This is a genomic window from Arcicella sp. LKC2W, assembly GCF_034931005.1.
Taxonomy (GTDB): Bacteria; Bacteroidota; Bacteroidia; order Cytophagales; family Spirosomataceae; genus Arcicella.
On the sequence record NZ_JAYGIN010000018.1, the window covers coordinates 164,177 to 190,142 of the forward strand.

Annotated in this window: 20 protein-coding genes; 4 read left to right on the top strand and 16 right to left on the bottom strand. The window is 36.7% G+C overall.

The genetic code is table 11. The features are described 5' to 3' along the window. Positions 1 to 9: 9 nt before the first annotated feature. Positions 10 to 750: an NUDIX hydrolase gene (locus VB796_RS15620; protein ID WP_323347497.1), complete on the top strand. Its 741-nt coding sequence runs from the start codon at positions 10 to 12 to the stop codon at positions 748 to 750. A 193-nt stretch (positions 751 to 943) separates the two neighbouring features. Here the strand turns inward: VB796_RS15620 and VB796_RS15625 are convergent, their stop codons facing one another. The 7 genes from VB796_RS15625 to VB796_RS15655 all read right to left on the bottom strand — a co-directional run bounded on the left by VB796_RS15625 (position 944) and on the right by VB796_RS15655 (position 12,813). Continuing rightward, complete coding sequence (locus VB796_RS15625; RefSeq protein ID WP_323347498.1) at positions 944 to 3,232, bottom strand: family 20 glycosylhydrolase; 2,289 nt, start codon at positions 3,230 to 3,232, stop codon at positions 944 to 946. A 90-nt stretch (positions 3,233 to 3,322) separates the two neighbouring features. Continuing rightward, on the bottom strand, positions 3,323 to 4,393 hold the full coding sequence (locus VB796_RS15630) for a dipeptidase (protein ID WP_323347499.1): 1,071 nt from the start codon (positions 4,391 to 4,393) through the stop codon (positions 3,323 to 3,325). Between the two features lie 180 nt (positions 4,394 to 4,573). Further along, on the bottom strand, positions 4,574 to 5,692 hold the full coding sequence (locus tag VB796_RS15635; protein ID WP_323347500.1) for a D-TA family PLP-dependent enzyme: 1,119 nt from the start codon (positions 5,690 to 5,692) through the stop codon (positions 4,574 to 4,576). Between the two features lie 5 nt (positions 5,693 to 5,697). Continuing rightward, a complete protein-coding gene (locus VB796_RS15640) occupies positions 5,698 to 6,183 on the bottom strand; it encodes a RidA family protein (RefSeq protein ID WP_323347501.1) in 486 nt (161 codons plus the stop codon). A 138-nt stretch (positions 6,184 to 6,321) separates the two neighbouring features. Then, positions 6,322 to 7,683, bottom strand: a complete 1,362-nt coding sequence (locus tag VB796_RS15645) for an alpha-L-fucosidase (RefSeq protein ID WP_323347502.1) — start codon at positions 7,681 to 7,683, stop codon at positions 6,322 to 6,324. Between the two features lie 252 nt (positions 7,684 to 7,935). Then, positions 7,936 to 9,477 (bottom strand): SusD/RagB family nutrient-binding outer membrane lipoprotein, encoded by a 1,542-nt coding sequence (locus tag VB796_RS15650; RefSeq protein ID WP_323347503.1) that lies wholly within the window; start codon positions 9,475 to 9,477, stop codon positions 7,936 to 7,938. A 138-nt stretch (positions 9,478 to 9,615) separates the two neighbouring features. Continuing rightward, on the bottom strand, positions 9,616 to 12,813 hold the full coding sequence (locus VB796_RS15655; RefSeq protein WP_323347504.1) for a SusC/RagA family TonB-linked outer membrane protein: 3,198 nt from the start codon (positions 12,811 to 12,813) through the stop codon (positions 9,616 to 9,618). A 252-nt stretch (positions 12,814 to 13,065) separates the two neighbouring features. On the opposite strand from VB796_RS15655, the gene VB796_RS15660 reads away from it, so the two are divergent. After that, positions 13,066 to 13,824: a DeoR/GlpR family DNA-binding transcription regulator gene (locus VB796_RS15660; protein WP_323347505.1), complete on the top strand. Its 759-nt coding sequence runs from the start codon at positions 13,066 to 13,068 to the stop codon at positions 13,822 to 13,824. Positions 13,825 to 13,828: 4 nt separating this feature from the next. Here the strand turns inward: VB796_RS15660 and VB796_RS15665 are convergent, their stop codons facing one another. The 7 genes from VB796_RS15665 to VB796_RS15695 form a co-directional block, all read right to left on the bottom strand. Further along, the gene (locus VB796_RS15665) at positions 13,829 to 14,914 is read right to left on the bottom strand and encodes a 4-oxalomesaconate tautomerase (protein WP_323347506.1); all 1,086 of its coding nucleotides are present in this window, start codon (positions 14,912 to 14,914) and stop codon (positions 13,829 to 13,831) included. Positions 14,915 to 15,270: 356 nt separating this feature from the next. Further along, complete coding sequence (locus tag VB796_RS15670) at positions 15,271 to 16,071, bottom strand: NAD(P)-dependent oxidoreductase (RefSeq protein ID WP_323347507.1); 801 nt, start codon at positions 16,069 to 16,071, stop codon at positions 15,271 to 15,273. 12 nt (positions 16,072 to 16,083) lie between these two features. Continuing rightward, a complete protein-coding gene (locus VB796_RS15675; protein ID WP_323347508.1) occupies positions 16,084 to 16,695 on the bottom strand; it encodes a 4-carboxy-4-hydroxy-2-oxoadipate aldolase/oxaloacetate decarboxylase in 612 nt (203 codons plus the stop codon). Positions 16,696 to 16,757: 62 nt separating this feature from the next. Then, complete coding sequence (locus VB796_RS15680) at positions 16,758 to 17,477, bottom strand: PIG-L deacetylase family protein (protein WP_323347509.1); 720 nt, start codon at positions 17,475 to 17,477, stop codon at positions 16,758 to 16,760. A 5-nt stretch (positions 17,478 to 17,482) separates the two neighbouring features. Further along, positions 17,483 to 18,613, bottom strand: a complete 1,131-nt coding sequence (locus tag VB796_RS15685; protein ID WP_323347510.1) for a dipeptidase — start codon at positions 18,611 to 18,613, stop codon at positions 17,483 to 17,485. Positions 18,614 to 18,695: 82 nt separating this feature from the next. Then, the gene (locus VB796_RS15690; RefSeq protein WP_323347511.1) at positions 18,696 to 19,649 is read right to left on the bottom strand and encodes a VOC family protein; all 954 of its coding nucleotides are present in this window, start codon (positions 19,647 to 19,649) and stop codon (positions 18,696 to 18,698) included. 50 nt (positions 19,650 to 19,699) lie between these two features. After that, positions 19,700 to 21,160, bottom strand: coding sequence for a subtype B tannase (locus VB796_RS15695; protein ID WP_323347512.1), 1,461 nt, complete (start codon positions 21,158 to 21,160; stop codon positions 19,700 to 19,702). A 270-nt stretch (positions 21,161 to 21,430) separates the two neighbouring features. Between VB796_RS15695 and VB796_RS15700 the strand changes: the two genes are divergently transcribed. Continuing rightward, positions 21,431 to 22,309: a helix-turn-helix domain-containing protein gene (locus tag VB796_RS15700; RefSeq protein ID WP_323347513.1), complete on the top strand. Its 879-nt coding sequence runs from the start codon at positions 21,431 to 21,433 to the stop codon at positions 22,307 to 22,309. A 257-nt stretch (positions 22,310 to 22,566) separates the two neighbouring features. Continuing rightward, entirely contained in the window at positions 22,567 to 22,911 is a 345-nt protein-coding gene (locus VB796_RS15705) for a zinc ribbon domain-containing protein YjdM (RefSeq protein ID WP_323347514.1), read from the top strand. A 130-nt stretch (positions 22,912 to 23,041) separates the two neighbouring features. On the opposite strand, the gene VB796_RS15710 is transcribed toward VB796_RS15705, so the two are convergent. Together VB796_RS15710 and VB796_RS15715 are read right to left on the bottom strand one after the other, a co-directional pair. Beyond that, the gene (locus VB796_RS15710) at positions 23,042 to 24,244 is read right to left on the bottom strand and encodes a HupE/UreJ family protein (protein WP_323347515.1); all 1,203 of its coding nucleotides are present in this window, start codon (positions 24,242 to 24,244) and stop codon (positions 23,042 to 23,044) included. Positions 24,245 to 24,326: 82 nt separating this feature from the next. Further along, positions 24,327 to 25,724, bottom strand: a complete 1,398-nt coding sequence (locus VB796_RS15715) for a DUF3500 domain-containing protein (RefSeq protein ID WP_323347516.1) — start codon at positions 25,722 to 25,724, stop codon at positions 24,327 to 24,329. Between the last annotated feature and the right edge of the window lie 242 nt (positions 25,725 to 25,966).

The following is a 25,966-nucleotide window of genomic DNA, read 5'->3' on the forward strand; positions in this document are numbered from 1 at the left end:
AACATCTAAATGAAATTATTTGACGAACATAACTTTATTCATCAGCTTTCGATTGATTGTGTGATTTTGGGATATAAGGATGGAGCATTGAAAGTTCTCGTTCCAAAATTGGATTTAAAAGAAAATCTATGGGCTTTGCCAGGTGGTTTTATCTTGCAAGATGAAGGAATTGACCAAGCCGCACTCAGAATTTTGGAAGAAAGAACAGGGATTAGAGATATTTATTTGGAGCAATTTAGAGTTTTTGGTGAACCACAACGTGTTAATAATGAGATATTTGAGGGGATGAGTTTTGTCAAACAAGAGTTGAGAGAAAAGGGTATTTTTGATGATAATAATATTAATTGGCTGACAAAAAGATTTGTTTCGATAGGCTATTATGCTTTAGTGGACATCAACAAAGTTTATCCAAAATGTACTGATTTTGATGAATCAATAGAATGGTATAATATCAAAGAATTGCCAAAATTGATTATGGATCATAACGAAATGGTAGCTTATGCCTTGGAAACGCTCCGACAAAATTTGGATGAAAAACTGATTGGGTTTAATTTATTGCCAGAAACTTTTACGATGCGAGAGGTGCAAGAATTGTACGAAGCCGTTTATGATAAACCTTTTGCCAGAAATAATTTTCAGAAAAAAATGTTGGATTTGAACGTGTTAGACCGTCTTGAAAAGAAGTTTACGGGTGCTGCGAATAAGGCTCCTTATCTGTATAGGTTTAAAAAAGAAAAAGAAGCTGAATAGCTTCTTTTTCTTTCGGAATTATCTACTATTTGTCGCAAGACAAAATTAGACCACGGATAGAATAGATAAAACGGATTTACACTGATTTTTCTTTAAATTTATCCGTGTAAATCCGTTGAATCAGTACAATCTGTGGTCAAATTTTATTCTGCGACAAATTGTAGATAGTTCCGTTTTCTTTTCATGAGATTTATTACTCCACGTAAAATTCATCGACTAATAACCACGCTTTTCCGCCTGCACCATATTCTCCGACAGGAATGATGCCTTTATTTTCGGCTTGAATTTTTACAAAACGAGCTTTTTTTGCTTGAATTTTCGCCCGAATTGCATTAATTCCGTTCGCTGGAAAATGATTAGTTCGATAAACTTCTTGATAATTTTTGCCGTCTTCCGACAATGAAAAAGTTAAGACATTTGGCTCCCACATTCTCTGCCAATGATATTTTAAGATATTTAAACCCAATTTGGAAACGTTTTGTACATTTTCTAAGTCAATGACCGCTTCCAAATTTTCACCACTAAAACCAACCCATTGTGTATTGTTGTAACGGCTATTTCCCGTTAATCCATTGACCAAGACGAAAGGCATATCAGGATTATAACTTGCTTTGGGTTGATGGGTCAAAATTACCTTTTTTGCAATTGCTTTATGGTACTTGAAATCTTGCTCAAATACCTTTCCGTAAGGTTTTTTATTGACAAATATTTGGGCTTTCAGAATGGTGCTTTTTGAGATAATTAGCTGATTTTTAAATGCTTTGTCGTTTGCCGTTGGTACTTTCCCATTTAAAGTATAATGAATATTAGCATTTGGTAAAGTTGATGCTAAATGAATAATACTTTCCCCTGATTTTTCCATTGAAAAATTATATGTAATTTCCTCAAATCGGTCAAAGAAATTCACTTTTTTATCTTTTAAAATGCTTCCATGCTGACGTAATCTGACTAAAAAGTCATCATAATTTCGCAGTTCTTTGGGCGACCAAGCGATTTCTGATAAAGCGATTGCTCTCGGAAAAACCATGTATTCAACCTGCTGAGGCGTGGGCATATATTCTGTCCAAACATTGGCTTGAACTCCTTTGATAAATGGCTCATCTTGAGGTAATAATTCTGCTGAAAAAGGCTCGTAATTATATACTTTTGAGAGTGGCGTAAAATTTGCCGCTGCCGTTGGTTCATCACCTCGAAGTGATTGATAATAATCTAAATACAAATGACTTTCGGGCGACATAATTACATCGTGTTTTTGTTTAGCTGCCGCAATGCCACCTGCTTCCCCTCGCCAACTCATCACGGTTGCTTTTGGGCTTAATCCGCCTTCTAAAATTTCATCCCAACCAATGATTTCACGATTTTTACTGTTTAAATATTTCTCCATTTTTCGGATAAAATAACTTTGTAATTCGTGTTCATCGGCTAAATGTTCCTCTTTCATGCGTTTTTGGCATTTTGGACAAACTTTCCAACGAGTTTTAGGACATTCATCGCCTCCAATATGAATGTATTTGGAAGGAAAAAGGGTAACGACTTCATCTAAAACATCTTGTAAAAAAGTAAAAGTGCTGTCGTTTCCTGCACAAAAAACATCATCAAAAACACCCCAAAAGGTAGCCGTTTTGTATTTATTTCCTACGCAACCCAATGCTGGATAAGCCGTTAATGCCGCCAAAGCGTGTCCCGGCATTTCTATTTCTGGAATGATGGTTACATACTTTTTGGACGCATATTTTACTAAATCTTTAACTTCTTCTTGTGTATAAAATCCACCGTATTTTTTGCCATCAAAACGATGAGGAGAATCTTTTTTATGCCCAATAATTGTTTCTTCTCGGTAAGCTGAAATGCTTTGCAAAAGGGGATATTTTTTGATTTCAATTCGCCAACCTTGGTCGTCAGTGAGGTGCCAATGGAACGTATTGATTTTGTAAAAGGCGAGCAAATCAATATATTTTTTGAGAAATGAAATCGGGAATAAATTTCGACCTACATCTAAATGTAAACCACGATACGAAAATCTTGGGTAATCGTTAATCTGACAACCTACCAATTGAAAATGATTATTTTGAGCCTGATAAACGAGTTGAATTAAGGATTGAAGACCGTAAAAAACGCCAGCTTCGTCATGCCCAACTACTTCAATTGACTTTTTATTAATCGTCAATTGGTAGCCTTCTTTCTGTAAAACCTTCGAAGAATCAACGCTCAGCAAGATAAAATTTTGGGTCACATTGCTTGAAATCGGGAAAGAATATTGGGTTAATGAACCAAGGGCTTCTTGCAATAATTGAGCATTTCCATCTAACGAAACCGAAGTTTTTAAAATGGCAGTAGATGAGTTTAGCGTAAATTTTTCCTGATTTGGAACGATAGAAACAGGTTTTGGAATGATTGCGTTTTTTTGTGCAAACGAAAAATTTGATGTCAAAAAGAACGTCAAGGTAATTATTTTACAAAAGAATATGGTAGATTTTGACATAAGAATGAAATTAAAAAATAGTAGCGGTGAATTGAAATCCACCGCTACAAGATACTCCGAGCCGACGGCTCTTCTTATTAATACATGTATTTACGCCCAATTTTTCCTTAAAAACCGCAACCAGTTGCCGTGCATTACATTTTCAATATCGGTTGGGGTATAACCTCTTTTTTCAAGAATGGTAGGAATGGTTTGTAAATCGGCGATGGTATTTAAATCGTACGGACTTTGTTCACGCCCAAAAGCACCGTCCAAATCTGAACCAATGCCCACATGAAGTGCATTTCCTGCCAATTGACAAATATGGTCGAGGTGGTCAACCATGACCGCCAAATTACAATTCATACCTTCGGGCGTTGATTTGCCTCGAATCCAATTGGGTACCATCATCCAAGCGTCCAACGCCCCGCCAATTACCGCATCTCTACTGATTAACTCCTTAATTTGTTCATCACTAAATTGCCGATTATGATTTACCAAACTTCTGCATAAATTATGGCTCGCCCAAACCGCTCCATTAAAATGATTCATGGCTTCCCAAAAACTATCATCACATAAATGCGTGGCATCTAAAATGATGTTGAGCCGTTCCATTTCTTTCAATAAATCTTGTCCAACTTTCCCCATAAAACCAGTCGCATCTGTTCCCTGAGCGTATCGCCCCGCCCCATAATGGGCAGGACCAATGGCTCTTAAACCATATTGATAGGCTTTTTCTACATCATTTATGGTTACAAGCGAATCCGCACCTTCCAAACTTAAAATATAGCCAATCGGTTTATGTTCATTGGGCGTTCCGTCGTTCCAAAGTTGTAAATGTTTTTCCAACGATTCAAGGTTATTAATTTGAACCATCTCGCCACATTCTTCCATGCTTTTATACCAAGCAACTTGCCCCTGCGTTTGAGCCCACGCCTGTTCGGGCGATGCCCAGCCTGGTAAAGTGCTATCAGGTTTTACGAAACGAGCAATTTGCGTGGCAACGACCAAGCCAATATTTCCCTTTCTCAACTCAGGAAAAGTTACCGTTCCTTTAGCTCGGTCGGGTTTATCGGTCATGCCTTTTTCACGCTCCCGAATTTCCGAAACGGATAATCTTAAATCACGATTCCATTCCATCGCATTCATGCTAAGGTCAAGATGTGCGTCTATTGTAAACATAAAAGGTAGGACGGGTTTCTAACCCGTCAAATAAAGTAGCACAGGTTTTTAACCTGTTAAATAAAGTAGCACAGGTTTTAACCTGTTAAATAAAGTAGCACAGGTTTTTAACCTGTTAAATAAAGTAGCACAGGTTTTAACCTGTCACTTTTCAACAACAGGTTAAAACCTGTGCTACAGTTAAATACTAATTTTTCTATCTCGGGCAATAATTTTCCATTCCTTACCCGTAAGTTCTTCATCTTCAACGATGTAAGCTCGTTCGTGCAAAGCAACTGTTGGGCAAATATGAATCGGTAATCCATAGAAAATATCACCAATTTTGTAGTCATGATTTTCGGGAACGCCCAAGACTAAATGTTCCTCACTTTGTCCGATAAACGTTACGGTTGGGGCATTCAAGAAAAAAACTCTTCTATCTAAAGGATTTTCTGCCGCAATTGATTTATGACCTAAATCCAAACAAATTTTATCTTTATCGGGCAAAGAAATCACCCGACTAATCACTAAAGCTGCCGTTTCAAAATCTTGTTCTTGAAATAAATTTTGATAACCTTTATCCCAAAATACAAAAGTCCCTGGGCTACATTCTATCGTTTTTCTTTGTGCATGAATCGGAAAAGTAGGCGTGCCACCTGCCACAATGTTTAGATTTTCAATTCCGATTGTGATAAGTTTTTCCACTAAATTTTCTACCGAAGGAAAATAATTATCACATTTTTGTTTCCGAATTTCAATGTCCGCATCGTGAATATGCCCATCGTAAATATGCAAACCTTCAATTTTTAAAGCAGGTAATTTTTGCAATAATTGAATCAAATCAAAAGCATTTTCGGGTAAAATTCCCGTGCGATTCATGCCAACATTTAGGTCGATATACAGCGAAAGGACTACATTTTTTTCGGTTGCAATTTTTGACATTTCATTTGCAACTATTAGAGAATCAACCAAACATGAAAAATGTGTTTCGGGAAATTGTTGGATAGTTTCAATCAATCGCAACAACTTTACGCCCACAGGTTGATACGCCCAAAGCACGTCTTTTACGCCACAAGTCGCCAATAATTCCATTTCGGCAATGGTTGCACATTTGAATTTTTGGATTCCTGCTGATTGCAAAAGTTTGGTAACCTCCTTCGTTTTGTGAGTTTTGATGTGCGGTCGCAAACGGCTAACCTCATCAATTGAAGACACCAATTTTTCAATATTTCGCTTGACAGCATTTCGGTCAATTACCAAAGCGGGTGTATCAAGCGTATCAATGTTTTTTATGTTGTACCAAGTAGTTTTATTACTCATTTTATTTAGTCTTGGTGAAGTTCAAACATCGCCTCAATTTCTACAGGAATATTATCAGGAAGTGTTCCCATACCAACGGCACTTCTTACACCAATTCCGTTTTCTGTTCCCCAAACTTGGGCGAAAAGTTCGCTACAACCATTAATTACGTAAGGGTGACGTTCAAATTCAGTTACACAGTTGACCATGCCCAAAATTTTAATTACACGCTTGATTTTATTTAAACTTCCTACGTGCGTTTTGATGGTCGAAAGCATGGTTAAACCCACTTGGCGAGCCGCCAATTTCCCTTCTTCGATGTCCAAATCTTTGCCTATTCTACCAATTATAAGACTTTTATCGTCATTTACTGGGCCGTGTCCAGACAAGTATAAATATTTTCCATCAATCAAATAAGGTTTATAAACACCCAAAGGAAGTGGGGCAGGAGGCAATGATAATCCAAGTGTTTCAAATGCTGCCTCTGGGGTAAGTAGTTCAATTGTAGTCATTTTTTGTATTGCTTTTATTTCAATTTTTTGTTGATAAAGGTAAAAAGATTATTCGTATATTTATATTTTGCAAGATTGATAATAACTAATCAAGAATTATCCGTCATAATCCTGCCCAACAATAAATAAGTTTAGAGATTATTTTGCTCCATCAATTTTACTCTGACTTGACAAAGGCGTATTTAGTTTTCTAAATTTGGCATTTTCAATTTTTAGCACCACCGCATTTTTCCACTGATTATTTGTGTAAAAGCGTTGTCCATTTACTGCACTTACTACCAAGCCAATATTGGTTGGAGCGTTGTAAATTTTGGCATCAAAATCCTTTTTGTATTCCACTAATTCACTTTTATAACCCAGAATACTCACTTTCGTATTTGGATTTCCTTCAATGTGCGTTAGAACAAAATTTTTGCGTGTTCCATACTTCCAATCTTCGTAACCACTTCTTTGTACTATTGCATAAATGTACTTTTCATCGTTCGACTGTGTGTACCAAATATTGTCTTCACGTACCACAGAAAGCGGTTTTACTTGATGAATGGCTTCGGCATTGGCAAAATTCCAGAGGGCAATTTCTTGCAAAAGTGCTTGTTGTTCAATTTGTAATTCTCCGTCTTGTTTGGGTCCAACGTTCAATAAAAAATTGCCACCCTTTGCACGAATTTCAATCAACATATTGATAATTTCAGTACCTGATTTATGCGGGTCGTTGGTTGGTTTATATTGCCAATCCGTTCCCATCGTGTAGCACGCTTCCCACGGACGAGCCATTGGTTCATCGGGCGTATTTTGCTCGGGAGTGGTCATAATATCACGAGTAATTACCAATTCTGGATTCAAACTCCAAGCATATTCACGAAGTCCATCGCCTGGGCCATCAATGAAAAGAATGTCAATTTTGCCGTAATTGGTCAGCAGTTCTTGCAATTGCTTTTTGTCGTAAGCCATCAAACCTTTATTGTTGGCAGGAAAATGCTCGGGCAATTGCAAACGTCCAATTTGGATATTGTTTTTGTGGAAATAGTTGAAATCTTCGGGAGAAAAATAAATCCCGATGGCAATGCCTTCTTTACGAAAAGCGTCAATGATTTCTTTGGTAATATCCTTTCCGTAGGGCGTATTCATCACATTGAAAGGCGTAGTTTGAGTGTTGAACATACAAAAACCTGAATGGTGTTTTGTCGTAAAAACCACGTATTTCATGCCCGCCAATTTGGCGTTTTTCGCCCATTCTGCAGGCTTAAATTTATTAGGGTCGAAGTATTTGGGTAATTCATTGATGTACTTTTCAACATATTCTGTCGAAGCTCCCGCCAATGAGTGACTAATAACTGCCCCCAAAGAAACATCAACATTCCAATGAATAAACATTCCAAAAGCCAAATCTTGAAACCAGTTTACTCTTTCTGGTTTGTTATTTACTTGTACTTTTTGAGCCTGTATTTGTAAAGAAAAACAGGTGAAAATGAATACAATGATTATCTTTTTTGAAAACATAAGATTGAACTAAATAGTTGATTTTGAACAATTTATAAAAACACAAAACATTTATTAAATAACTATTTAACGAAAGTATGAAAAAGTGGAATCGGATAAAGAAGCTTGTAAATTTAAACTTACTCATTTTGACTTGGAGGAACTTCCCGAAAGTTTAAAACTTTCGGGAAGTTGAACGACACAAATTTTTGCAGAAAAAAATCCTTTTAAATCTGTGTTGCGAAGCATCTCAATTCCATTCTTTTCGGCAGATTATTTATCCCACCAAACACGAGTTAATAAATCATCAACACCTTGACGAGTTACAGCTTCGTTGTATGAAGTTCTGTTTAAGGTCTGCTCAGATACAGGATATAAGAATCTACGGAAAATTTTGCCACCCGTTGCATTTCCAGGATAAACGTTTGGTACTAATGCTGGATAACCTGTTCTGCGATAGTTGTTATAAACTTCCTGTGCATCAGGGAAAAGACCTACCCAAAATTCATTGTAGATTTGTTCCGTTTGCGTTGCTACTGAACCCGTAGTTTTCAAAGCATGAGCCGTTACATAACTGTCAATACGTGCTTGAGCGATGATATTTGTTGTTCCACTAATCAAATCCCATTGCTTCATAGCTGCACGAATCCCTGTTTCATACAAAGTGTTTGCTGTTTCAGTTGTGTACCATCCTCTCAAAGCTGCTTCAGCTAATAAAAAATTAGTTTCTGCCACGGTAAATAACAACAAAGGAGCATCCACTTTCAAAACGGTTGATTGTTTTGGTTCTGAATAAGTAATAAAATCAGACGGTTTTGTACCATTAATATTTGAAGCCATTCCTTTTTGAATACTCTCATCAGAACTGGCAGTACCATTTACATAAACCACCGAAAGCACACTTAATCGAGGGTCATTATTAGCCTTTAATGAGTTGATAAATACCTGTTGATATTTGCCACCTTCGGTATTATTTGTACCATCGGCACGAAGATAATTATCACTTAATAATTGCCAAGCTACTGGGTTTTTATTGATATTTTGTCCCGATGTATAAGTCATTTTAGCAATGTCTGCATATTCTCTAATGACTCCACCAGCGATAGCTTTATTCACCCAACTTTGTGCTGAGGCTGCATCAACTTTGGTCAAACGCATTCCAAGACGCAACATTAATGAATACGCAAACTTTTTCCATTGCGTAACATTTCCTTGATAAATCAAATCAGATTTGCCAAAAGTTGTTGAATTAGAAGTCGTCAAAGCAGTTGCCGATGCTTCTAATTCTTTTAATAAATCTGTATAAATCGCACTTTGAGCATCATATTTAGGCTGAAAAACCGAAAGATTATAGCCTTGTCCTGCATCAGAATATGGAATGTCACCGTATAAATCTGTCAGGCGACTAAAACAATACACACGCCAAATTCGAGCAGTTGCGTATAAATTCACCTTTGTTGGGTCGTCTTTTACGGCTTTAATTACTTCGCCAATTTCGTTAATTTGAGTAGGGTAGGAGTTATTAAAAACTGCTCCTGTACCATTAACCTGAGAAGCGGTATATTTAGAACCAAAACCTTCTACGTCATTGTAACTGGTTGTGTATTGCATCAATCCAAATAAAAGGCTACCCTTATTTCCACTATTAGCCGCTCCATCGTATAAGGCTTTGCTAAATATGTATGGGGTTGTAGGGACAGAAACTGCATTAGGATTGGTATTGATTTCAGCGAAATCTTTATCGCAGGACGAAAGAAGCATTACGCTACACGCTGCGGCTAAAGGGAATTTATATCTTGAAAATATATGTCTCATTTTTTTGATTTTTTGTTAAGGGTATGGTAAAAAATAAGGTACCTTATGTGACTTGGATTAACTCCCCGAAAGTTTAACTCACAATGGAATTGTTTCGGGAAGTTCTCCTACGCAAGTACTTTTAAGTTTACAAATTTCCTAAAATTTCAGATTCAAGTTCACACCATAAGAACGAGTACGTGGCAATCCAATTGACTCAATTCCTTGTGCCGCACCGTTTGTCAAACTTTGCTCAGGGTCAAAATTGTCCGTTTGCTTATACAAAATCAAAAGGTTACGTCCAACCAATGAAACACTCGCCGATTGTACACCCAAAGATTTTAGGAATCCTGCTGGTAAACGGTAAGAAATAATGATTTGGCGTAATTTCACAAAACTGGCATCGTGTACAAATAATTCTGTATATCTGTTCAAGTTATTGTAATATGCACTTCGCAAGTTGGCAACTGGAACTGTATAAGAATAAGCATCTCCTTTGGCGGTCACGCCTGAAAGTGCCAAACCATTTTCACGTCCTGGAAGGGTTGATTTTAGTAAGCCCAAACGTGTTGCATAAACTTCCATTACAGAGAAGATATTACTTCCAAATTTACCATCAACTAATACGTCCAATGAGAAGTTTTTGTATTTAAATGTGTTCGTTAAACCCATTGTGTACGGAGGAACTCCATTACCCAAAAACTGGTTGTTGTCAGTTTGTAAAGGCAAGTTTGAGTTGGTGTCATAAATAATTTTTCCTGCTGCATCTTTCTTCATACGATAACCATAGATTCCCCCAAAAGGCATACCTACTTGGTTGTTAATGAAGGCGTTACCATTCGCTGAGTTACCAATTGAGAATGTATTGATACCGTCAGCTAATTTCAAAACTTCACTTTTGTTGTAGGCAAAGTTAAAACTTGAGTTCCAAGAGAAGTTTGCGGTTTTAATTGGCGTTCCCTCAATCAATAACTCAATTCCTTTGTTGCTCAATTGTCCTGAGTTTAGGATTGCACTCGTATAACCCGATGCTCCAGAAATAGGTACACTCACGATATCGTTTGAAGATTTTTTGTCGTATAATGCAACGTCTAAGCCTAAACGGCCGCCGAACATTCTTGTACTTAAACCAAGTTCAAATGTTGTTGAAGTAAATGGTTTTAACTCAGCATTGGTAATTGAAGCTGAACTTACATTTTGTAGAGGTACTCCGCTTGCACTCGGAACGTTACTATATGCTAAATTGATTGCGTAAGGGTCTGGACCACCACCACCAACTTGAGCCCATGAACCACGTAATTTTACTTGGTCAAATACTCGTGGCATGGTTACGATGTCCGAAACAATTAAACTTGTTCCAACACTTGGGTAAAATACGTTATTGTTTTTAGGACTCAATGTTGAGAACCAGTCCTGACGACCCGTTAAGGTTAAAAACCAGATACCTTTGTAATCAATATCCGCAGAACCAAATACCGAATTTGTTTTAATATTACTTGTACTTGGCGTAGCAGAAGAGGTCGCTAAGTTTGAAAAACTATAAAAATATGGAATGGTGTATTCTTGTCCATAAAAATCAAATTGGTTGTTTTTGAACTGGCGAGTATTTGCTCCTGCTAAAGCTGATAATCCAATTGTTCCACCAAATTTGGTATTGTAGGCGGCGGTAATCATGCTGTTGGTTTCTGCAACATCAGATTTAATTCCATCGTATTGTCCTTGTGGAATATACTGTCCACCTGTTGGCATAATACTCGTGAAATTATAGTTGTAAACGTCACGGGTTGTAGTAGCCTTCAAGGTCAAATTTTTCAATAAATCATAAGAAATGGATGCCTGACCAATGAATCTGTCTTTCGTATCAGTTTGTTTGAATTTATTAATGAAGAAATAACCGTTAGTCACAATACCTGCATCATTCCAGAAAATCTCATTGCCATTGGCATCATGACCGGGATTTAACCATCTCACATCCACCGTATTAGCAACTTCGTAAGCCATCCAGTTTGGATTTCCTAAAGCATCACCAGCCACAGGTCTATTATTTCCTTGTTCAAGATTATATTGAACTACTGCTTCCGCTCTAAGTCGGTCGCTAAGTTTAGCAGAAATATTCAAACTTGCTGTTTTACGGTTGTATGTATTAGTAGGCAACACACTTTTGGCATCTAAATCAGCTAAAGAAAGACGATATAAGATTGCATCATTTCCACCTGAGAAAGCAAGTGAGTTCGTGAAAGTCGTTCCTGTTTGGTAGAAATTTTTCAAATTATCTTTTTGTGCTACGTATGGGTGATTTTTGCCATCGGCCGCTACGTAATCAGTTGAGCCATCAATTTTTGACCCAAACGAACGACGACCCGTTGCTTGTGCTTGTGCCAATGTTGTTGGTTTGACACCGCCATCACCTTGCCCGTACTCATACTGAAAATCTGGAAATACTGAAATGTTTTCCATTGTGTAGGTACTGTTATATTCTACACCAATACCTTTTTGACCTTTACCTTTTTTGGTAGTAATTAAAATAACACCATTTGCACCACGTGAACCGTATAATGCTGCTGCTGCACCACCTTTCAATACAGTCATTGATTCAATATCATCAGGGTTGATGGCAGAAATACCGTCTCCACGGTCAGTACCACCTTTTGTACCAAAACCATTTGGAGTTGAACTTCCACCGGGAACGCTGTTATCAATTGGCATACCGTTAATTACGTATAAAGGCTGACTATTACCTGTCAAAGAACCATTACCACGAATCACCACACGGCTTGAACCTCCCGGACCCGTTGATAATCCTGTAGCGTTTACCCCTGCAATTTTACCCGTCAAACCATTGGCTACGTTATTTTCACGAGCTTGCGTAAAATCCGAACCATTAATTTCAGACACTGAATAAGCTAAGGCTCTTTTGTCTTTTTTTACGCCTAAAGCGGTCACTACAATTTCTCCAAGTTGTTGCAAACTTTCTTTTAGGGTAACTACAACCGAACTTTGACCCGCTGAAACTGCTACTTCAAATTTTTCGTATCCGACACTGCTTACTACTAATGTAATGTTTTTAGTGGCAAGATTATCAGGTAAATACAAACTGAAATTTCCATTTACGTCCGTACTTGTACCAAGATTTGGGCTTTCTTTAATTACAACCGATGCTCCAATAACAGGGCTTGAATCCTTACCAGAAATTACATTTCCAGTGATTTTACTTGCTTTAGCCAGTTTTGAATGGCTGCTATTGGGAGTATCACTTTTACTTACGTTTGCGTGTGAGTAATTGCTTATGGTCAAGCCTCCAAGAAGCGAGAGCCATAACAAGCGTTGTGAGCTTTTAATTAGTCTATTTTTTTTCATAAAGGGGAAATTAGGATTAACTGGCATTTTGCAATTGTTGCGAATTAAATTTGCAATATTTGCAACAAACATATTAAATTTTCGTGAAATAATACTAATTGTATCAAAAAATAACTTAAAAAAGATTGAAAATTGAGTATTTAAACTTAAATATTGCAAAATTTGCATATAAATATATTGATTTTAGCATTCATTTCTTGCAGAATTTTCATATCTTTGTTTTACCATACTTGAAATATTTTAACAAAAAAAATGTCGGTTAGCTTATTAAAAAAAGAACGAAAAGATTTGATTTTAAAAGAAATCAACGTTCATACACGGATATCATTAGGGGAATTAACCGACATATTGAATGTATCGGAAGATACAATTCGGAGGGATGTAAACGAATTATCAGAAAGCGGAGAAATCATTAAGATTAGGGGAGGAGCGATGTCAAAATCATATCATCATTCGTCAAATCTGAAAGAGAATTATGCCCATTCGCACAAATTGGTAATTGCTGAAAAAGCTTTGTCGCTTTTGAAAGAAGGAATGTTGGTTTTGATTGGGGGAGGTACAACCATTCGGGAATTTGTGAAATTGATTCCAGAAGATTTGACGGCTACTTTTATGACTGTCAATCCATTGACTGCCGTAGAATTATTGGATAAACCCAATATTGAAATTATTTTAATTGGGGGGCAAATTTCGAGATATAGCCAAATGTCTATCGGTGGAGAAGTGCATCAACGATTAGCAGAAATGAAAGCAGATTTATGTATTTTGGGAACGAATGCCTTAGATGTAAATGGAGGATTGACGGATTCTGATTGGGAAACGGTACAAGTAAAAAAAGCCATGCTAAAAGCTTCTGATAAAGTAGCCATCATGGCAATCTCTGAAAAAATGAATACGGTTATGAAAATGAAAATTGCTGATATTCAGGATGTTGATTATTTGATTACGGAATTGTCGCCAGATGCTCCAGAACTTTTAGCTTATGAAAATATTAATATAGAAGTCTTGTAAAATCTCATTCGGGGATAAAAACATGACCAATACTTAGAAGTCGGGCGGTACGAATTACGCCTGACTTTTTTATTTTCACATCACAATTTTGTGCTTCAAATTCCAGATTTACCGTAAATTCTCCAGAAGGATGCTCAATACTCAACATTGCAGAATTTTCAGATTTTTGAATTGAATAATTAGCAATTCCTTCTGTTACAGTATCAGGTGTTATGCAAGCCGTTGCCACAGAAACCGCTGCCAAAACCCCAATTGCCTCATGAACAACGTGGGGAATAAACATTCTTGTGTTGATTACTCCGTCGTTTTCGGGACTTGAAACTAAGCACATTTTTGGAATTGTTTGCTCACTGACATTTCCCAAATTCATCAAATAACCTGCTTGAATTCTAATCTGTTCAATTTTGTGTTTTAAAGATTGATTGCTTTCTAAAATTTCTTTGCTTTCATTGCCTACCAAGCCAAAATCGCTTGCTCGCATCATGACAATTGGCATTCCATTGTCAATACAAGTTATTTCTATTCCTTCAACAATATCTTTTGAGTTTCCTGTTGGCAACAAAGCCCCACAAGTTGAACCGACGGTTTCTAAATAATTACAAATAATTGGGGCTGAAGTTCCAACAACACCATCAACTTTTGCATTGCCAATATATTCAACTTGGCGATTGGGTGTTTGTACCACAACTTCACAAATTCCGCCTGTATTTACAATATTTATTTTGGCAGACGTTGTTGGTTCTGTGGCTTCAATCATTCCTGATTCAATGGCGAAGGGAAGAACGCCCGCTAAAATATTTCCGCAGGTTTGAGTGGTAGAAACTTTACCTTTTCCGACCACAACTTGTACAAAAAGATAATCTAAATCTGCTGCTGGATTTTTAGATTTACTAATTATTGCCACTTTGCTGGTTAAAGAAGTTGCTCCGCCTAAACCATCAATTTGCCGAAAATCCCCTTCGGTTGTGCCTTCCATCGCTAAAAGCAAATACCTATTTCTGTCATTTTCGTCTGCGGGTAAGTCTTCGGCTTTGAAAAATAAGCCTTTTGAACTTCCGCCTCTAAATTGCATATATGGAATAGATTTCATCTTGAATCGAGAATGTTTTTGGGAAATAACTAATCGGAATTATCTACAATTTGTCGCAAGACAAAATTAGCCCACGGATAGAACAGATAAAACAGATTTACACTGATTTTCCTGTAAACTTATCCGTGTAAATCCGTTGAATCAGTACAATCTGTGGTCTAATTTTATTCTGCGACAAATTGTAGATAGTTCCGTAACTAATTAGCTGAATATTGAGTTTTCTCCTTTCCGAAAGTTCTTTGCAAATCTCATTTAGTACACTGTTTAATAAGTTTTCTGAATAATTTTCATCCTAAAATGTTTGATTGGAGAACTTCCCGAAAGTTTTAGAACTTTCGGGAAGTTGAAATAACTTATTAAACAGCGTACTTAGAAGACACTAAACTTAATTTTTCTAAATTATTTCTTGTGCCTTTCGTCACAATTGGTTCAATTCCTTGTGCTTCCAACATTTCAATTACAGCGTCCATTTCGTGCATTCTGCGAGTGGCGTGTGTTCTACTTCCTTCCACAAAACGGTCGATAAGGTCTTGATTTCCACCAATTAATGAGCTGATTTGTGAACGAATATATGATTCCATTCCAAAAGATTTTCCAGCTTCCATTGCTTCACAGACTACCGCTGCAATGCCTTTGTAAACAATTGAACGTAATAATTTTCGAGTAGCTGCATCGCCAATTTTACTGTTTTTCAAAACTGACAAATCAAGATTTAAAGGCTTTTGTTTTTCAGAAAATTCAAAAGCAAATTCACCCGAAGCTAATAATGGAGTCATCATTCCCTTTGGTGGAACAGGAGCCATAATTGCCAAATCTATCATTTTTACGCCCGAAGGTTTCAGAATTGAAGCAATTTTTAGTTTCTTTTCTGGTCCAGAAGTATTCATTTCACAGAAAAACTGATGGGGTTTTAATGCGTTAACCAATTCATTTGCAATGTCTTCCGATACAGAAGAAAGATTGGCACTAAAAATTACATCTGCATTTTGTACTGCTTCTGCATTACTTGTTTTAACAGAAATTGCCTCGTTTAATTGATGAATTGGTTTTGGGTCAAATCCGACAACTTCTACGCCTAAATTTACCAAGTCATTCGCAAAATGACTTCCTGCTTCGCCCAAACCCAAAACGGCTATTTTTAATTTATTATTCATCATATATGCCTGTTGTTAAAATCCAAATTTCTCGTCCCAACCATAAATTTTTATAGAGGGAAATCCTTTTCTTAATGCTGCTCTTGTTCTTTCTTCTTTTGCTTCACGAGCGATTGCTTTCTCAATGGTTTCTTCAATTTTTGCAAAAGGCACAACTACCACACCATCACGGTCACCAACAATTATATCGCCTGCATTTATCAAAACATCTCCAATTATAATGGGTTCGTTGAGCGTGCCATCACCATGATTTGACGTTCCTCTAATACATAATCCTCTTGAAAAAACAGGAAAACCCATTGCTTCAATATCATCAGCATCACGCACGCAAGCATCAATCACTAAGCCATTTATTCCTTTGGTTTTTGCCCCGAGACTCATTAAATCTCCCCAATATCCTGCTTCATAAAAACCTGAACAATTGGCGATTAAAACGTCTCCTGCCTGTGCATAAGCATAAGCACGATGCAATAAAACATTGTCTCTTGGCATCGTTTGAACGGTGTAAGCAGGGCCACAAACTTTCATACTTGAGGCAATCGGTTTGATACCAGACGGCAAATAACCTTTATTGCCCAATGCTTCGCAAATTGTGGCGGCAGAGAATTTTGAGAGTTCTTTATACATTTCTGGAATTGGTTACTGGAAATTAGTCTATTGGTTATGAGGGATTTTCTAACACACAAATTCTAAAAAATACTGTTCGTTATTCTTGGCAAATGGCTTTGGTGGGCTTCTGCGTATTTAATATCTTTTTTACCCGAAATTCTACGGGCATGATTTGCTCTTCTTGAAGCTAATTCAGCATAATAATCTCTTAAATATTTTTGAGCTCCCATACAGTCCATTGCCGCTAATTTCTTTTCAAAAACTGATGAAATATCAATGAAAGTATCGGGTAAAAATTCGCAAATTTCTGGCTGATGCGGTTCAAATGAATACCACATGGGCGGGTCAATATTTTTGAATGCACTTGGCACTCCTGCCCCACACGACAAAAGCCTTGCCCTTTCAGTAGCTTGATATGCCAAAGGATGGTCAGGGTTGAAAGGGTCTTTTGCGGTGTGAGTAAGAATAACGGTTGGTTCAAAATCGCCAATTATTTTGGTTAGTTGTTCAATTCTTTCGTCTGAAATGAGCATTGGATAATCTCCCCAATTTAAAAACTGAATTGGTGTTCCAAGAATATCAGCCGCTTTTTGAGCTTGTTCATGGCGAATAACTTTTACACTTTCGACACTACGATTTGGGTCTTCTTTCCATAATTCACCCGATTCTCCACGTTCTCCGTAAGACATACAAACTACCAAAGTTTCAGCACCTTCTTCAATGCTTTTGGCAATTGTTCCTGCTGAACGCCAAACAAAATCAGCCGAATGGGCTCCTAATACTAATAATTTCTTTTTCATATTGATTAGTGTTTTTTTGTAGCTGCATCAAATACTCTACAAAAATTTCCTCCTGCAATTTTAATAATTTCTTTTTCTGAAAATCCCGTTTTCAACATCGAATCTACGACGGTATAGAAGAACCCAGCTTCTTGATTTTGCCAAATTTGGTTGGTATTTTCACCAAGTCTGAATGGATTTTTATTCTCTAAAGCACGAGAAATTTTCGTATCTGTGCCAATGCAAACATTATCAACCCCAACAACATCAACTAATGCTTTGATATTTTGTACATAATCCAGAGGTGTATCCGTCAAATGTCTCCAAGCTCCAATAACACCTCCTGCATCAGCAACAATTTTTGCTTGTTCTTTGCTAATAAGTCTTGGTTTCATCATTTGAGCCATTTTTTCATTATGTCCCAATTGCGTATCCAAACTGGTATGTGTAATAATCATTGGTTTGGTAGAAATTTTCAAGGCATCATCAATCGTTTTATTGCTACAATGGGTGAGGTCAATGAGAATGCCCATTTTATTACATTCTTGAATGACCTCTGCTCCAAATTTTGTCAGTCCGTTCCATTGTGGTGGTTTCGTGTAAATATCTCCCAAAGGCACAGAAGCATCATTATCATGCAAAAGTCCAAGCACTCTTAAACCTCTGTCATAAGCAATTTTGAGTCTATCAATTTGTCCTTCCAAAAAATGTCCTCCTTCAACAGATTGAATTATGGCAGGTTTTTTCTTTTTGAAAGAAGTGGTTAGGTCTTTCAAATTCATGGAACGGGTTAAATTATTTTCTTTTAACAAAACATCAATTCCGTCCAATCCCGTAATAAATCTATTGTAAGCATCGCCTGCGTTCTCTAATTTTTGATAATCAACTGCGAAGGTCAAACAAATTGCGGATAACCCTGATTTTTTGAAATCACCTAATAAATCAAAAGTTGGACTTGGCGATTTCCCAGCATTTAATGGAATATCAATATGATTATGGGAGTCAATAGACATTGTTTTTGCAACAATTTCGGCAACCTTTGGGTCTATGTCATTGTTAGCTAATGACCAGAATGGGTTAAATAATGCACCTGCTCCAACGCCTGTTAAAGTGCTAAGAAATGTTCTACGAGTCCATTGTTCTTTTGTTAATTTCATTTTTTTAAGTTGTAAGTTTAGATATTGGATTGGTTTTAGGCTTAAAAAAACCTCTTGAAGGGTAATTCCACTCAAAATTCTCCTATAATAATTCTTCTGGCATTGGTGTTCCTCTTGTGTGGAAAGATTCAACGGTTTTAAGTCCCCAAGCTTGTCCTTTCATGCGTTCTTCTTTGTTCCAAACCACAGTTTCATAATCAGGGTCGAGGATTAATCTTGCCGTTGGATTGGCAACTTCAATCCGATTGCCCCCAGGTTCGTAGAGATACAAAAAGAAAGTCTGCTGAATGGCGTGTTTATGAGGCCCTGTTTCAATAAATACCCCATTTTCAAGGGCAATATCTGCTGCTAAAAGCACTTCTTCACGACTGTTTACGGCATAAGTGAGGTGATGAAAACGCCCAGAAAGTCCCGAATGGTCTTCTGTAATAGCCAAATCATAAGACTTTGAATTGACCGAAACCCAGATACCTTTGGGTTCATCATCAAAAATGATAGTTTCTGACATTCTGCCGCCCAAAACACCAAACTGAAAATTTCTAAATGCCACAATATCTTTCGCCAAAAGATTCAAATGGTCGATTCTACGTACATTCATTCCTCTTCCTGGAAATTTACTGGCGGTGTTTTTCAAAGCAGATTTATGTTCGCCTTCAGCTTTATATTTGTTAGATTCAAAGTAAAGTTCACAAATATGTCCGTCTGGGTATCTAAATTTATAGGCTTTCCCATAACCACACTCATGGTCTTCCCAACCCATACCCATACCTGTTGCTTCAATAGCTTTTACTCTATTTTCAAGTGATTCTTGACTGCGAGTTCGCCATGCAAAATGCCCAATTCCCGAATGTTTATGAGCAGTCAGTTTTAATGAATGATGTTCATAATCATCGTAAGCACGTAAATAGGCTGAATCTCCTTTTATTTCAGAAATTGACATTCCTAAAATTTCAGTAAAAAAGCGAATACTTTCATCCAATTTTGGCGTAAGTAATTCTACATGAGCTAAATGGGCTAACTCCCAAGTAATATCCATCTTTTGAGTGGTCTTTATTTAATTGATAAGTTTTACGGAGAATTTCAACATTATTTACAAATACTATCCGTCCAAATAAATAACTCTTCGAGGTCATAATCACCGCTATGTGGCTTGTCCCAAGGTAGAGCAAAATCAACGTTGAATCCTTTATTTTTTAGGGTAGTTGCCAAAATAACGGGTACGGCAAAACCTGTGTCTTTATCTTTTGCACCGTGTCTTACTCGCCAATGTTTGGCAGTATTTGCCTGATTATCACCGATGTAATTAATTGGGTTCATCATTTTTATTTGCAGACTTTCCGCCATTGTATTTGGGTCGCTTGATGTTTGTTGAATGGCAAAATTTGTAAAATGACGTTTGTCAATTGTAGCAGTGCCAAAAACTTGATTTTCGGGTGATGAATTGTCTAAGGCATCAAAAGCAGGAGGTGTTTTCATGCGTTCCATATACATCATGTATTTGTCAAAATCAACCGCCACCACTTTTCCATCTTTAATTTCAATGAAATCCGCTTTGGATAAATCAACGCCTGTTGATATAGCTTTTTGAGCTGATGCCATTATATGCGTTTTTACCAACTCTTTAAAATTTCCATCTCCATTTTCGTCTAATTGCAATTTTTTACCTTCATTATCACTCAAATTCAAAGCATTTACATAAACTGGGAATGCTTTTTTTAATTTGTCAGAAAGAATAATTGATTCTGCATCAAGTGTTCCGTCTTTCATTTCTCGCTTAAACTCACCATTTACATTCGAGAAAATCATTTTTTTGTAATTGTGAACTTTGTTAAACTGCCATTCATAAGCCATGTCTGCATTTTCAAGATTGATAATTGGGCAATATGCAGAAACGGCAAAAATATCGTCTGTCGAATTAGCTGCCCCCAAGACTTTCAAATATGGGTCATAATCTGGATGATTGGCGGTTGCTCCCAACAAAGTTGACATGGCTCCACCCGCACTTGTACCGTTAGAGATGATTTTGTTGGCATCGCCTGCCATTAATTTATCATTAAATTTCAAATATCTAATGGCAGCTTTTAGGTCAACAAGACCCGAAGGGGCTTTGCCTGTCGGCGATGTTCTGCCTCTTGCACCTGCTGAAGCTACAATATAACCTTTTGATAATGCCGTAAGAATAGATTGATTATTGCCACCAAATGGACCTCTTTGTGGTGGATTTATAAAAGTTGCGGGCATAGCAGGCATATAACCACCAACTTTATTTGGAAAAAATATGGGTGCCGTTTCAAGGGTGAAACCATTTATTTTTTCTCCATTAAAATATTCTTCTGGAACATAAATATTCAATTTTTGGAAATTAGCTTCTACTGGATTGGCAACATAAACGATATTTTCGTAAGCTCTAACTTTTAATGATTTTCCGTTAACTTCTTGAGATAAAACTACAAATTTTGAAGATTCAAATTCAAGAGAATTTTGGGCTTGTGCATTAAAAACGGTGAAGATTAGAAAACAGAAGCTACTTTTCAAAAAGATTTTCATGACTTATAAATTAGGTAAAAGCGTTTTAAATATTTCGGACTTATATACTTATTAATGCAAAACCTCACCCCCGACCCCTGCTCCGATGGAGAGGGGAGAAAAAAGCGGAAGAATGCTCCCCTCTCCATCGGAGAGGGGCTGGGGGTGAGGTTTTTAGGACTTGCATTAATAAGTATACAGTTCCGAAATATTTAATGCAAATTTCTCAAATATTATTTAGAGGTTGAGGAAACTATTTTTACATTTATGGATAAAAATCAAACATTTTATATGCAATCCCCAAAAAATGTAATCAATTTCGATGGGCTTTATGGAGACACGCTGGGCAAATATTCCTCTGAATATGTCTTTTTAGAACTTATCGCTACCCGAAGTCAATCTTTTGATTGGAATATAAAACCACATATACATTCTCATCTTTTTCAAGTTTTTATTGTCAAAAATGGCTCTTTGACCTTTCAGGAAGACACTAAAGAACATCATATTGATGCACCTTGTGTAATTTTAATTCCGCCAACGTTATTTCATGGACTGATTTATACTCCCAATGTCGAAGGATATATTCTTACTTTGTCTGAAAGTATCATTGAGGATATTTTTAAAACATCGAATCCTATTTGGCAGACTTTTCAAAAAATAAGAATCTTGAGCCATTTTGATGAAGATTCTTCATTTGGAAAGCTATTAAATATCTCGAAAAATATTGAAGATGAATTATTTAATGATAATGCTGAAAGGTTTTTGATGTTACGCTCCTGTATTACTCAATTTTTCATTTGTCTTCATAGGCTTACTAAACAAGAAGAAGCTGAACATGGTGGCTCAATGATGATGACTCACTTTCGGAAATTTCAGCATAATATCAAACATTCGGAATATCCCAAAAGTATTCCAGAATTTGCAGATGAATTGAATATCACAGCAGTACATTTGAACCGAATTTGTAAGGCAGTTTCTGGAAAATCGGCTATTGAATTGGTACATCAAAACCTAATCAATGAGGCTCAGAAATATCTCTTACATACTTCTTATTCAGTTTCCGAAATATCATTTTTGCTTAAATTCGAGTATCCGAATTACTTTGCAAAACTCTTTAAAAAATATGTTGGAATGTCGCCAAATGAGTATCGGAGGTTTGACAGGAAATAAACAAACGGTCGATTCTGAAAATCTACATAAAGGTTTTGTTTAAAAATCTTTTTACTTTTGTACGAATTTGAATGGTTCATTTTTGCTTCCAGAAACGGTATTAAACCTTAATCAATTGAAGTTTGCAAAATAGTAGATAGAGAAAATTCTGGTTTTCAGTAATTTGCTTATTTGTATTTTTGCAAATCGCTTTTCGCTTAGTATAACTGCTTAGCCGTTTGTAAGTTGCTATTATTTATTCTTTAAAAAACCAAAAAATGTCTGAATTTTCACCATGCCCTAAATGTAATTGTGAATATACGTATCCAAGTGATAATTTATTAGTTTGTCCTGAGTGTTTTCACGAATGGAATCCAGAAGATGTAGAAACAGAAGCTGAAGATACAGGTTTGAAAGTGATAGATTCAAACGGAAATGAACTGAAAGATGGCGATACTGTTGTGGTAATCAAGGATTTACCTGTAAAAGGTGCCCCAAAATCTATAAAAGCAGGAACGAAAGTAAAAAACATCCGTTTAACTGAGGGCGACCATAATATTGATTGCAAAATTGACGGTTTTGGAGCAATGGGCTTGAAATCTGAATTTGTTAGAAAAGCGTAATTTTAGAAGAGAGTATTAAGTCTCAAGTATTATGTATTAAGTCTCGGGCATAAAATTTTAGATGTCAAATCTCAAATATCACGCCTTTGTAGGAACTGAAATACTTAATACCTGAGACTTAAGACTTTTTTCAATTTATAAGCTGCGTAATAAAATTGGCTTTATCTTGAAATCTCTCAATCATCCAAGCCAATGCCAAAATCATCATAATGATAGCCCCAATTTGTCGGATTCGTTGATAATAAGGTGTTTTTGAAAGCAAAATTAATATTGGAAATACCAATAGAATGATAAATAATTGCATCAATTCTATGCCAATATTAAACCCCAAAATGCTGATAACTAACTGTTTTACTGATAATTGTAAGTTGGTAAGCGTTTCAGCAAATGCCAATCCGTGAATTAGCCCAAAACCACCTGCAATTAAAATTTCTTTCTTTGGGTAAATGGGTTTATAGGCATGAAAAGCTGATATTAAAATAGTGATAGCAATGAGGATTTCGATAGGTTTGCTTGGGAAATTTAACCATTGAATTGTACCTAAAACTAATGTCAGAGAATGACCAATAGTGAAAGCCGTTACAATTTTAAGTAAATTGATTAAGCTTGATTTATTCCCACTAAATTTTCCCCATTTTTTATCTTCTACCAAAAGCATAGCAGGTAAAAGCAAAGTCAGCAGAAAAAGAATATGGTCGGTACCATCAGCAATATGTTTTATTCCCAACGTGACCATATTTTTAAAGCCATTCCAAACACTTCCTTGTTGCAAACTAATCTGAAAAGGAAAGACTTTTCCCGTTGGAACATCCAAAGAAATTACGCCAACTTCTTGATAGGTAGAGTCTTCGCTGATAATTCCTTGTTGCCAATCTTGTTTGATTGATACCAAAATTTTATGGCTCGCTACTTGGTGTAAAACTACGTCATAATTAAAATAGAAATTTCGGAGGTCATAAAATGGTGGTGGAGTCATTGAAAATTCAACGATAAGTTCTTTATAATCTCCTGATAATTCATTGGTAGTTTCTACCACTTTCATGTTTCCAATCAGGACTTTCCAAAGTTTCCCATCAAAAGTTTTTGGACGAATATGTTTTTGTAAATATAGCGTTAGCGAATCTCCCAAACGCTCAATTAATCGCTCTGAATTGTCATTTACAGCCATTCCGATAGCAGATTGTAATTCACTAAGTGGTAGTTGAATTTCTCCTGAAATATGTTTTTCATGGATATTCAAAACCACCAATGTGTTGGGCATCGGATGTGAAAAACTATTCCTTCCTAAAGTCAAGATTGATAAAATGAAAATGAGTCTTTTAATATTTTGCATTGTGTTGATTAGCTAAAATACGATTGGCAACCCCTAAAAGTTGCCAATCGTCAAGTGGATAGAATTGTTGAAAAACGGTCAATTAATTAGCACCGTAGTCTGATTTTCTATCTCTCCAAACAGAGTGTGGGTGAACACTATTTCTTATAATTACGCCTCCTTGCATCGACCACTCAATCCATACACCTGGCCCATCAATCAAGATATAGTCACCTTGAGCCGCCATTGTTGTTCCTCCATAATAGGAAACGTATGTATCGTCAAGTTCAGCTTTATATTTTGCCAAAACTGCTGCCGCTGCTTTGTCGTCTAAGTCATCAACATAAGTTTTGATAGCTAAAAGCAACAAATCTTTTTGGGCTGAAGTTAAATTCGCTCCTTTTATGCCTGTTTTTGTGGTAGGAAAAGCAGCATCTTTTTGTGGGCCAGCAATCAAATCATTCTGTGCTGATGCACGCTTGGCAGTTGTCAATTCTGTTGAACTTAAACTTTTAAGGAAATTAGCAAAAGCAACTGTTTCTTGTACTAATGGTTGCACCGTTTTGGCAGTATTGGTAGAAGTCCATGTTGGATATGGTTCTGTTGAACGGAAGTTTGGCGTTCCGCCAGTCATTTTCCCTCCGTTATAGGTAGTGATATTTGTACCGTGGTGTCCGCCAATTTGTAAACACCATAAGCCAGTTGTACTTGGTGTTCCCAAAAACCCGATATAGTAATTTCCAGAACCGTATCCGCTACCACCGCCATTTAGATTGAGGTAATCATCGGCATCTAAAATTCCAACATATTCTTCATAACCTTCATTGGCAGTTGTGCTTGTAGCAACTTTCAATAAATTCAAGAATGCCGTCCATTGTGCCGTAGAGAAAGAACTTGTCTGTAAGCCGACTCTTCCTTTATAAATAGACTCTGGGAAATTTGACCATTTCTGAGCCTGTGCTTTTGTGTAAGAATATTGTAAAGCAGCCACTTGAGTTGTGGTGAGTGTTGCTTTAAATGCTTCAGCCAATTTTACAATATTGGCAATGTCGCTATCCACAGACCAAGCTGTGCCAGTTGTCGTTCCGCCAGTAGTTCCCGCAACCACTGTTAACGACAAAGTACAAGATTGCCCACCTAAAGTAATGGCAAAAGTTGCCGTTCCGCTTGATGCTGGAGTACCTGTGATAGCAAAAACTGCCGAACCAGCACCTGCCACCAAAGTTCCTGCTGATAAAGTAGCCGTTAGACCTGTTACACCTGCTGAAGTTACGGCACTACCTGTTGCATAAGCACCGCCGTTTCCGCCTGTATAAGGAACTGTTGCCGTACCAGTGTAAGCCGTTGAAGCTGTGGCAGTTGCCGAAAATGTAGCCGATGAACAGTTTAATGCCGTGACGGTTGCGGTTGATGTTGTGGTGGTTACTTCATTATTTTCACATCCGAAAATAAGAAGTAAGGCAACCATCGCCACACTTAATAATGAAGTTTTAAGATTCATGTTGTTTGTATTTATGATTTTAGAATGATTTAATGAGAATACGCCGTTTCAAGACAGGATATTGACTGAAAGCAGTTTTTTAAAGGTGAAATGGAAAAAAACGAGGGTGAAACGTCGAAAAGAGAACGGAACTATCTACAATTTGTCGCAGAATAAAATTAGACCACAGATTGTACTGATTCAACGGATTTACACGGATAAATTTAAAGAAAAATCAGTGTAAATCTGTTTTATCTGTTCTA

What these genes read in the sequence shown, in the direction of transcription:
- VB796_RS15620 (WP_323347497.1), top strand. Translation starts at nt 10, where the DNA reads ATGAAATTATTTGACGAACATAACTTTATTCATCAGCTTTCGATTGAT.
- VB796_RS15625 (WP_323347498.1), bottom strand. Translation starts at nt 3,232, where the DNA reads ATGTCAAAATCTACCATATTCTTTTGTAAAATAATTACCTTGACGTTC.
- VB796_RS15630 (WP_323347499.1), bottom strand. Translation starts at nt 4,393, where the DNA reads ATGTTTACAATAGACGCACATCTTGACCTTAGCATGAATGCGATGGAA.
- VB796_RS15635 (WP_323347500.1), bottom strand. Translation starts at nt 5,692, where the DNA reads ATGAGTAATAAAACTACTTGGTACAACATAAAAAACATTGATACGCTT.
- VB796_RS15640 (WP_323347501.1), bottom strand. Translation starts at nt 6,183, where the DNA reads ATGACTACAATTGAACTACTTACCCCAGAGGCAGCATTTGAAACACTT.
- VB796_RS15645 (WP_323347502.1), bottom strand. Translation starts at nt 7,683, where the DNA reads ATGTTTTCAAAAAAGATAATCATTGTATTCATTTTCACCTGTTTTTCT.
- VB796_RS15650 (WP_323347503.1), bottom strand. Translation starts at nt 9,477, where the DNA reads ATGAGACATATATTTTCAAGATATAAATTCCCTTTAGCCGCAGCGTGT.
- VB796_RS15655 (WP_323347504.1), bottom strand. Translation starts at nt 12,813, where the DNA reads ATGAAAAAAAATAGACTAATTAAAAGCTCACAACGCTTGTTATGGCTC.
- VB796_RS15660 (WP_323347505.1), top strand. Translation starts at nt 13,066, where the DNA reads ATGTCGGTTAGCTTATTAAAAAAAGAACGAAAAGATTTGATTTTAAAA.
- VB796_RS15665 (WP_323347506.1), bottom strand. Translation starts at nt 14,914, where the DNA reads ATGAAATCTATTCCATATATGCAATTTAGAGGCGGAAGTTCAAAAGGC.
- VB796_RS15670 (WP_323347507.1), bottom strand. Translation starts at nt 16,071, where the DNA reads ATGATGAATAATAAATTAAAAATAGCCGTTTTGGGTTTGGGCGAAGCA.
- VB796_RS15675 (WP_323347508.1), bottom strand. Translation starts at nt 16,695, where the DNA reads ATGTATAAAGAACTCTCAAAATTCTCTGCCGCCACAATTTGCGAAGCA.
- VB796_RS15680 (WP_323347509.1), bottom strand. Translation starts at nt 17,477, where the DNA reads ATGAAAAAGAAATTATTAGTATTAGGAGCCCATTCGGCTGATTTTGTT.
- VB796_RS15685 (WP_323347510.1), bottom strand. Translation starts at nt 18,613, where the DNA reads ATGAAATTAACAAAAGAACAATGGACTCGTAGAACATTTCTTAGCACT.
- VB796_RS15690 (WP_323347511.1), bottom strand. Translation starts at nt 19,649, where the DNA reads ATGGATATTACTTGGGAGTTAGCCCATTTAGCTCATGTAGAATTACTT.
- VB796_RS15695 (WP_323347512.1), bottom strand. Translation starts at nt 21,160, where the DNA reads ATGAAAATCTTTTTGAAAAGTAGCTTCTGTTTTCTAATCTTCACCGTT.
- VB796_RS15700 (WP_323347513.1), top strand. Translation starts at nt 21,431, where the DNA reads ATGCAATCCCCAAAAAATGTAATCAATTTCGATGGGCTTTATGGAGAC.
- VB796_RS15705 (WP_323347514.1), top strand. Translation starts at nt 22,567, where the DNA reads ATGTCTGAATTTTCACCATGCCCTAAATGTAATTGTGAATATACGTAT.
- VB796_RS15710 (WP_323347515.1), bottom strand. Translation starts at nt 24,244, where the DNA reads ATGCAAAATATTAAAAGACTCATTTTCATTTTATCAATCTTGACTTTA.
- VB796_RS15715 (WP_323347516.1), bottom strand. Translation starts at nt 25,724, where the DNA reads ATGAATCTTAAAACTTCATTATTAAGTGTGGCGATGGTTGCCTTACTT.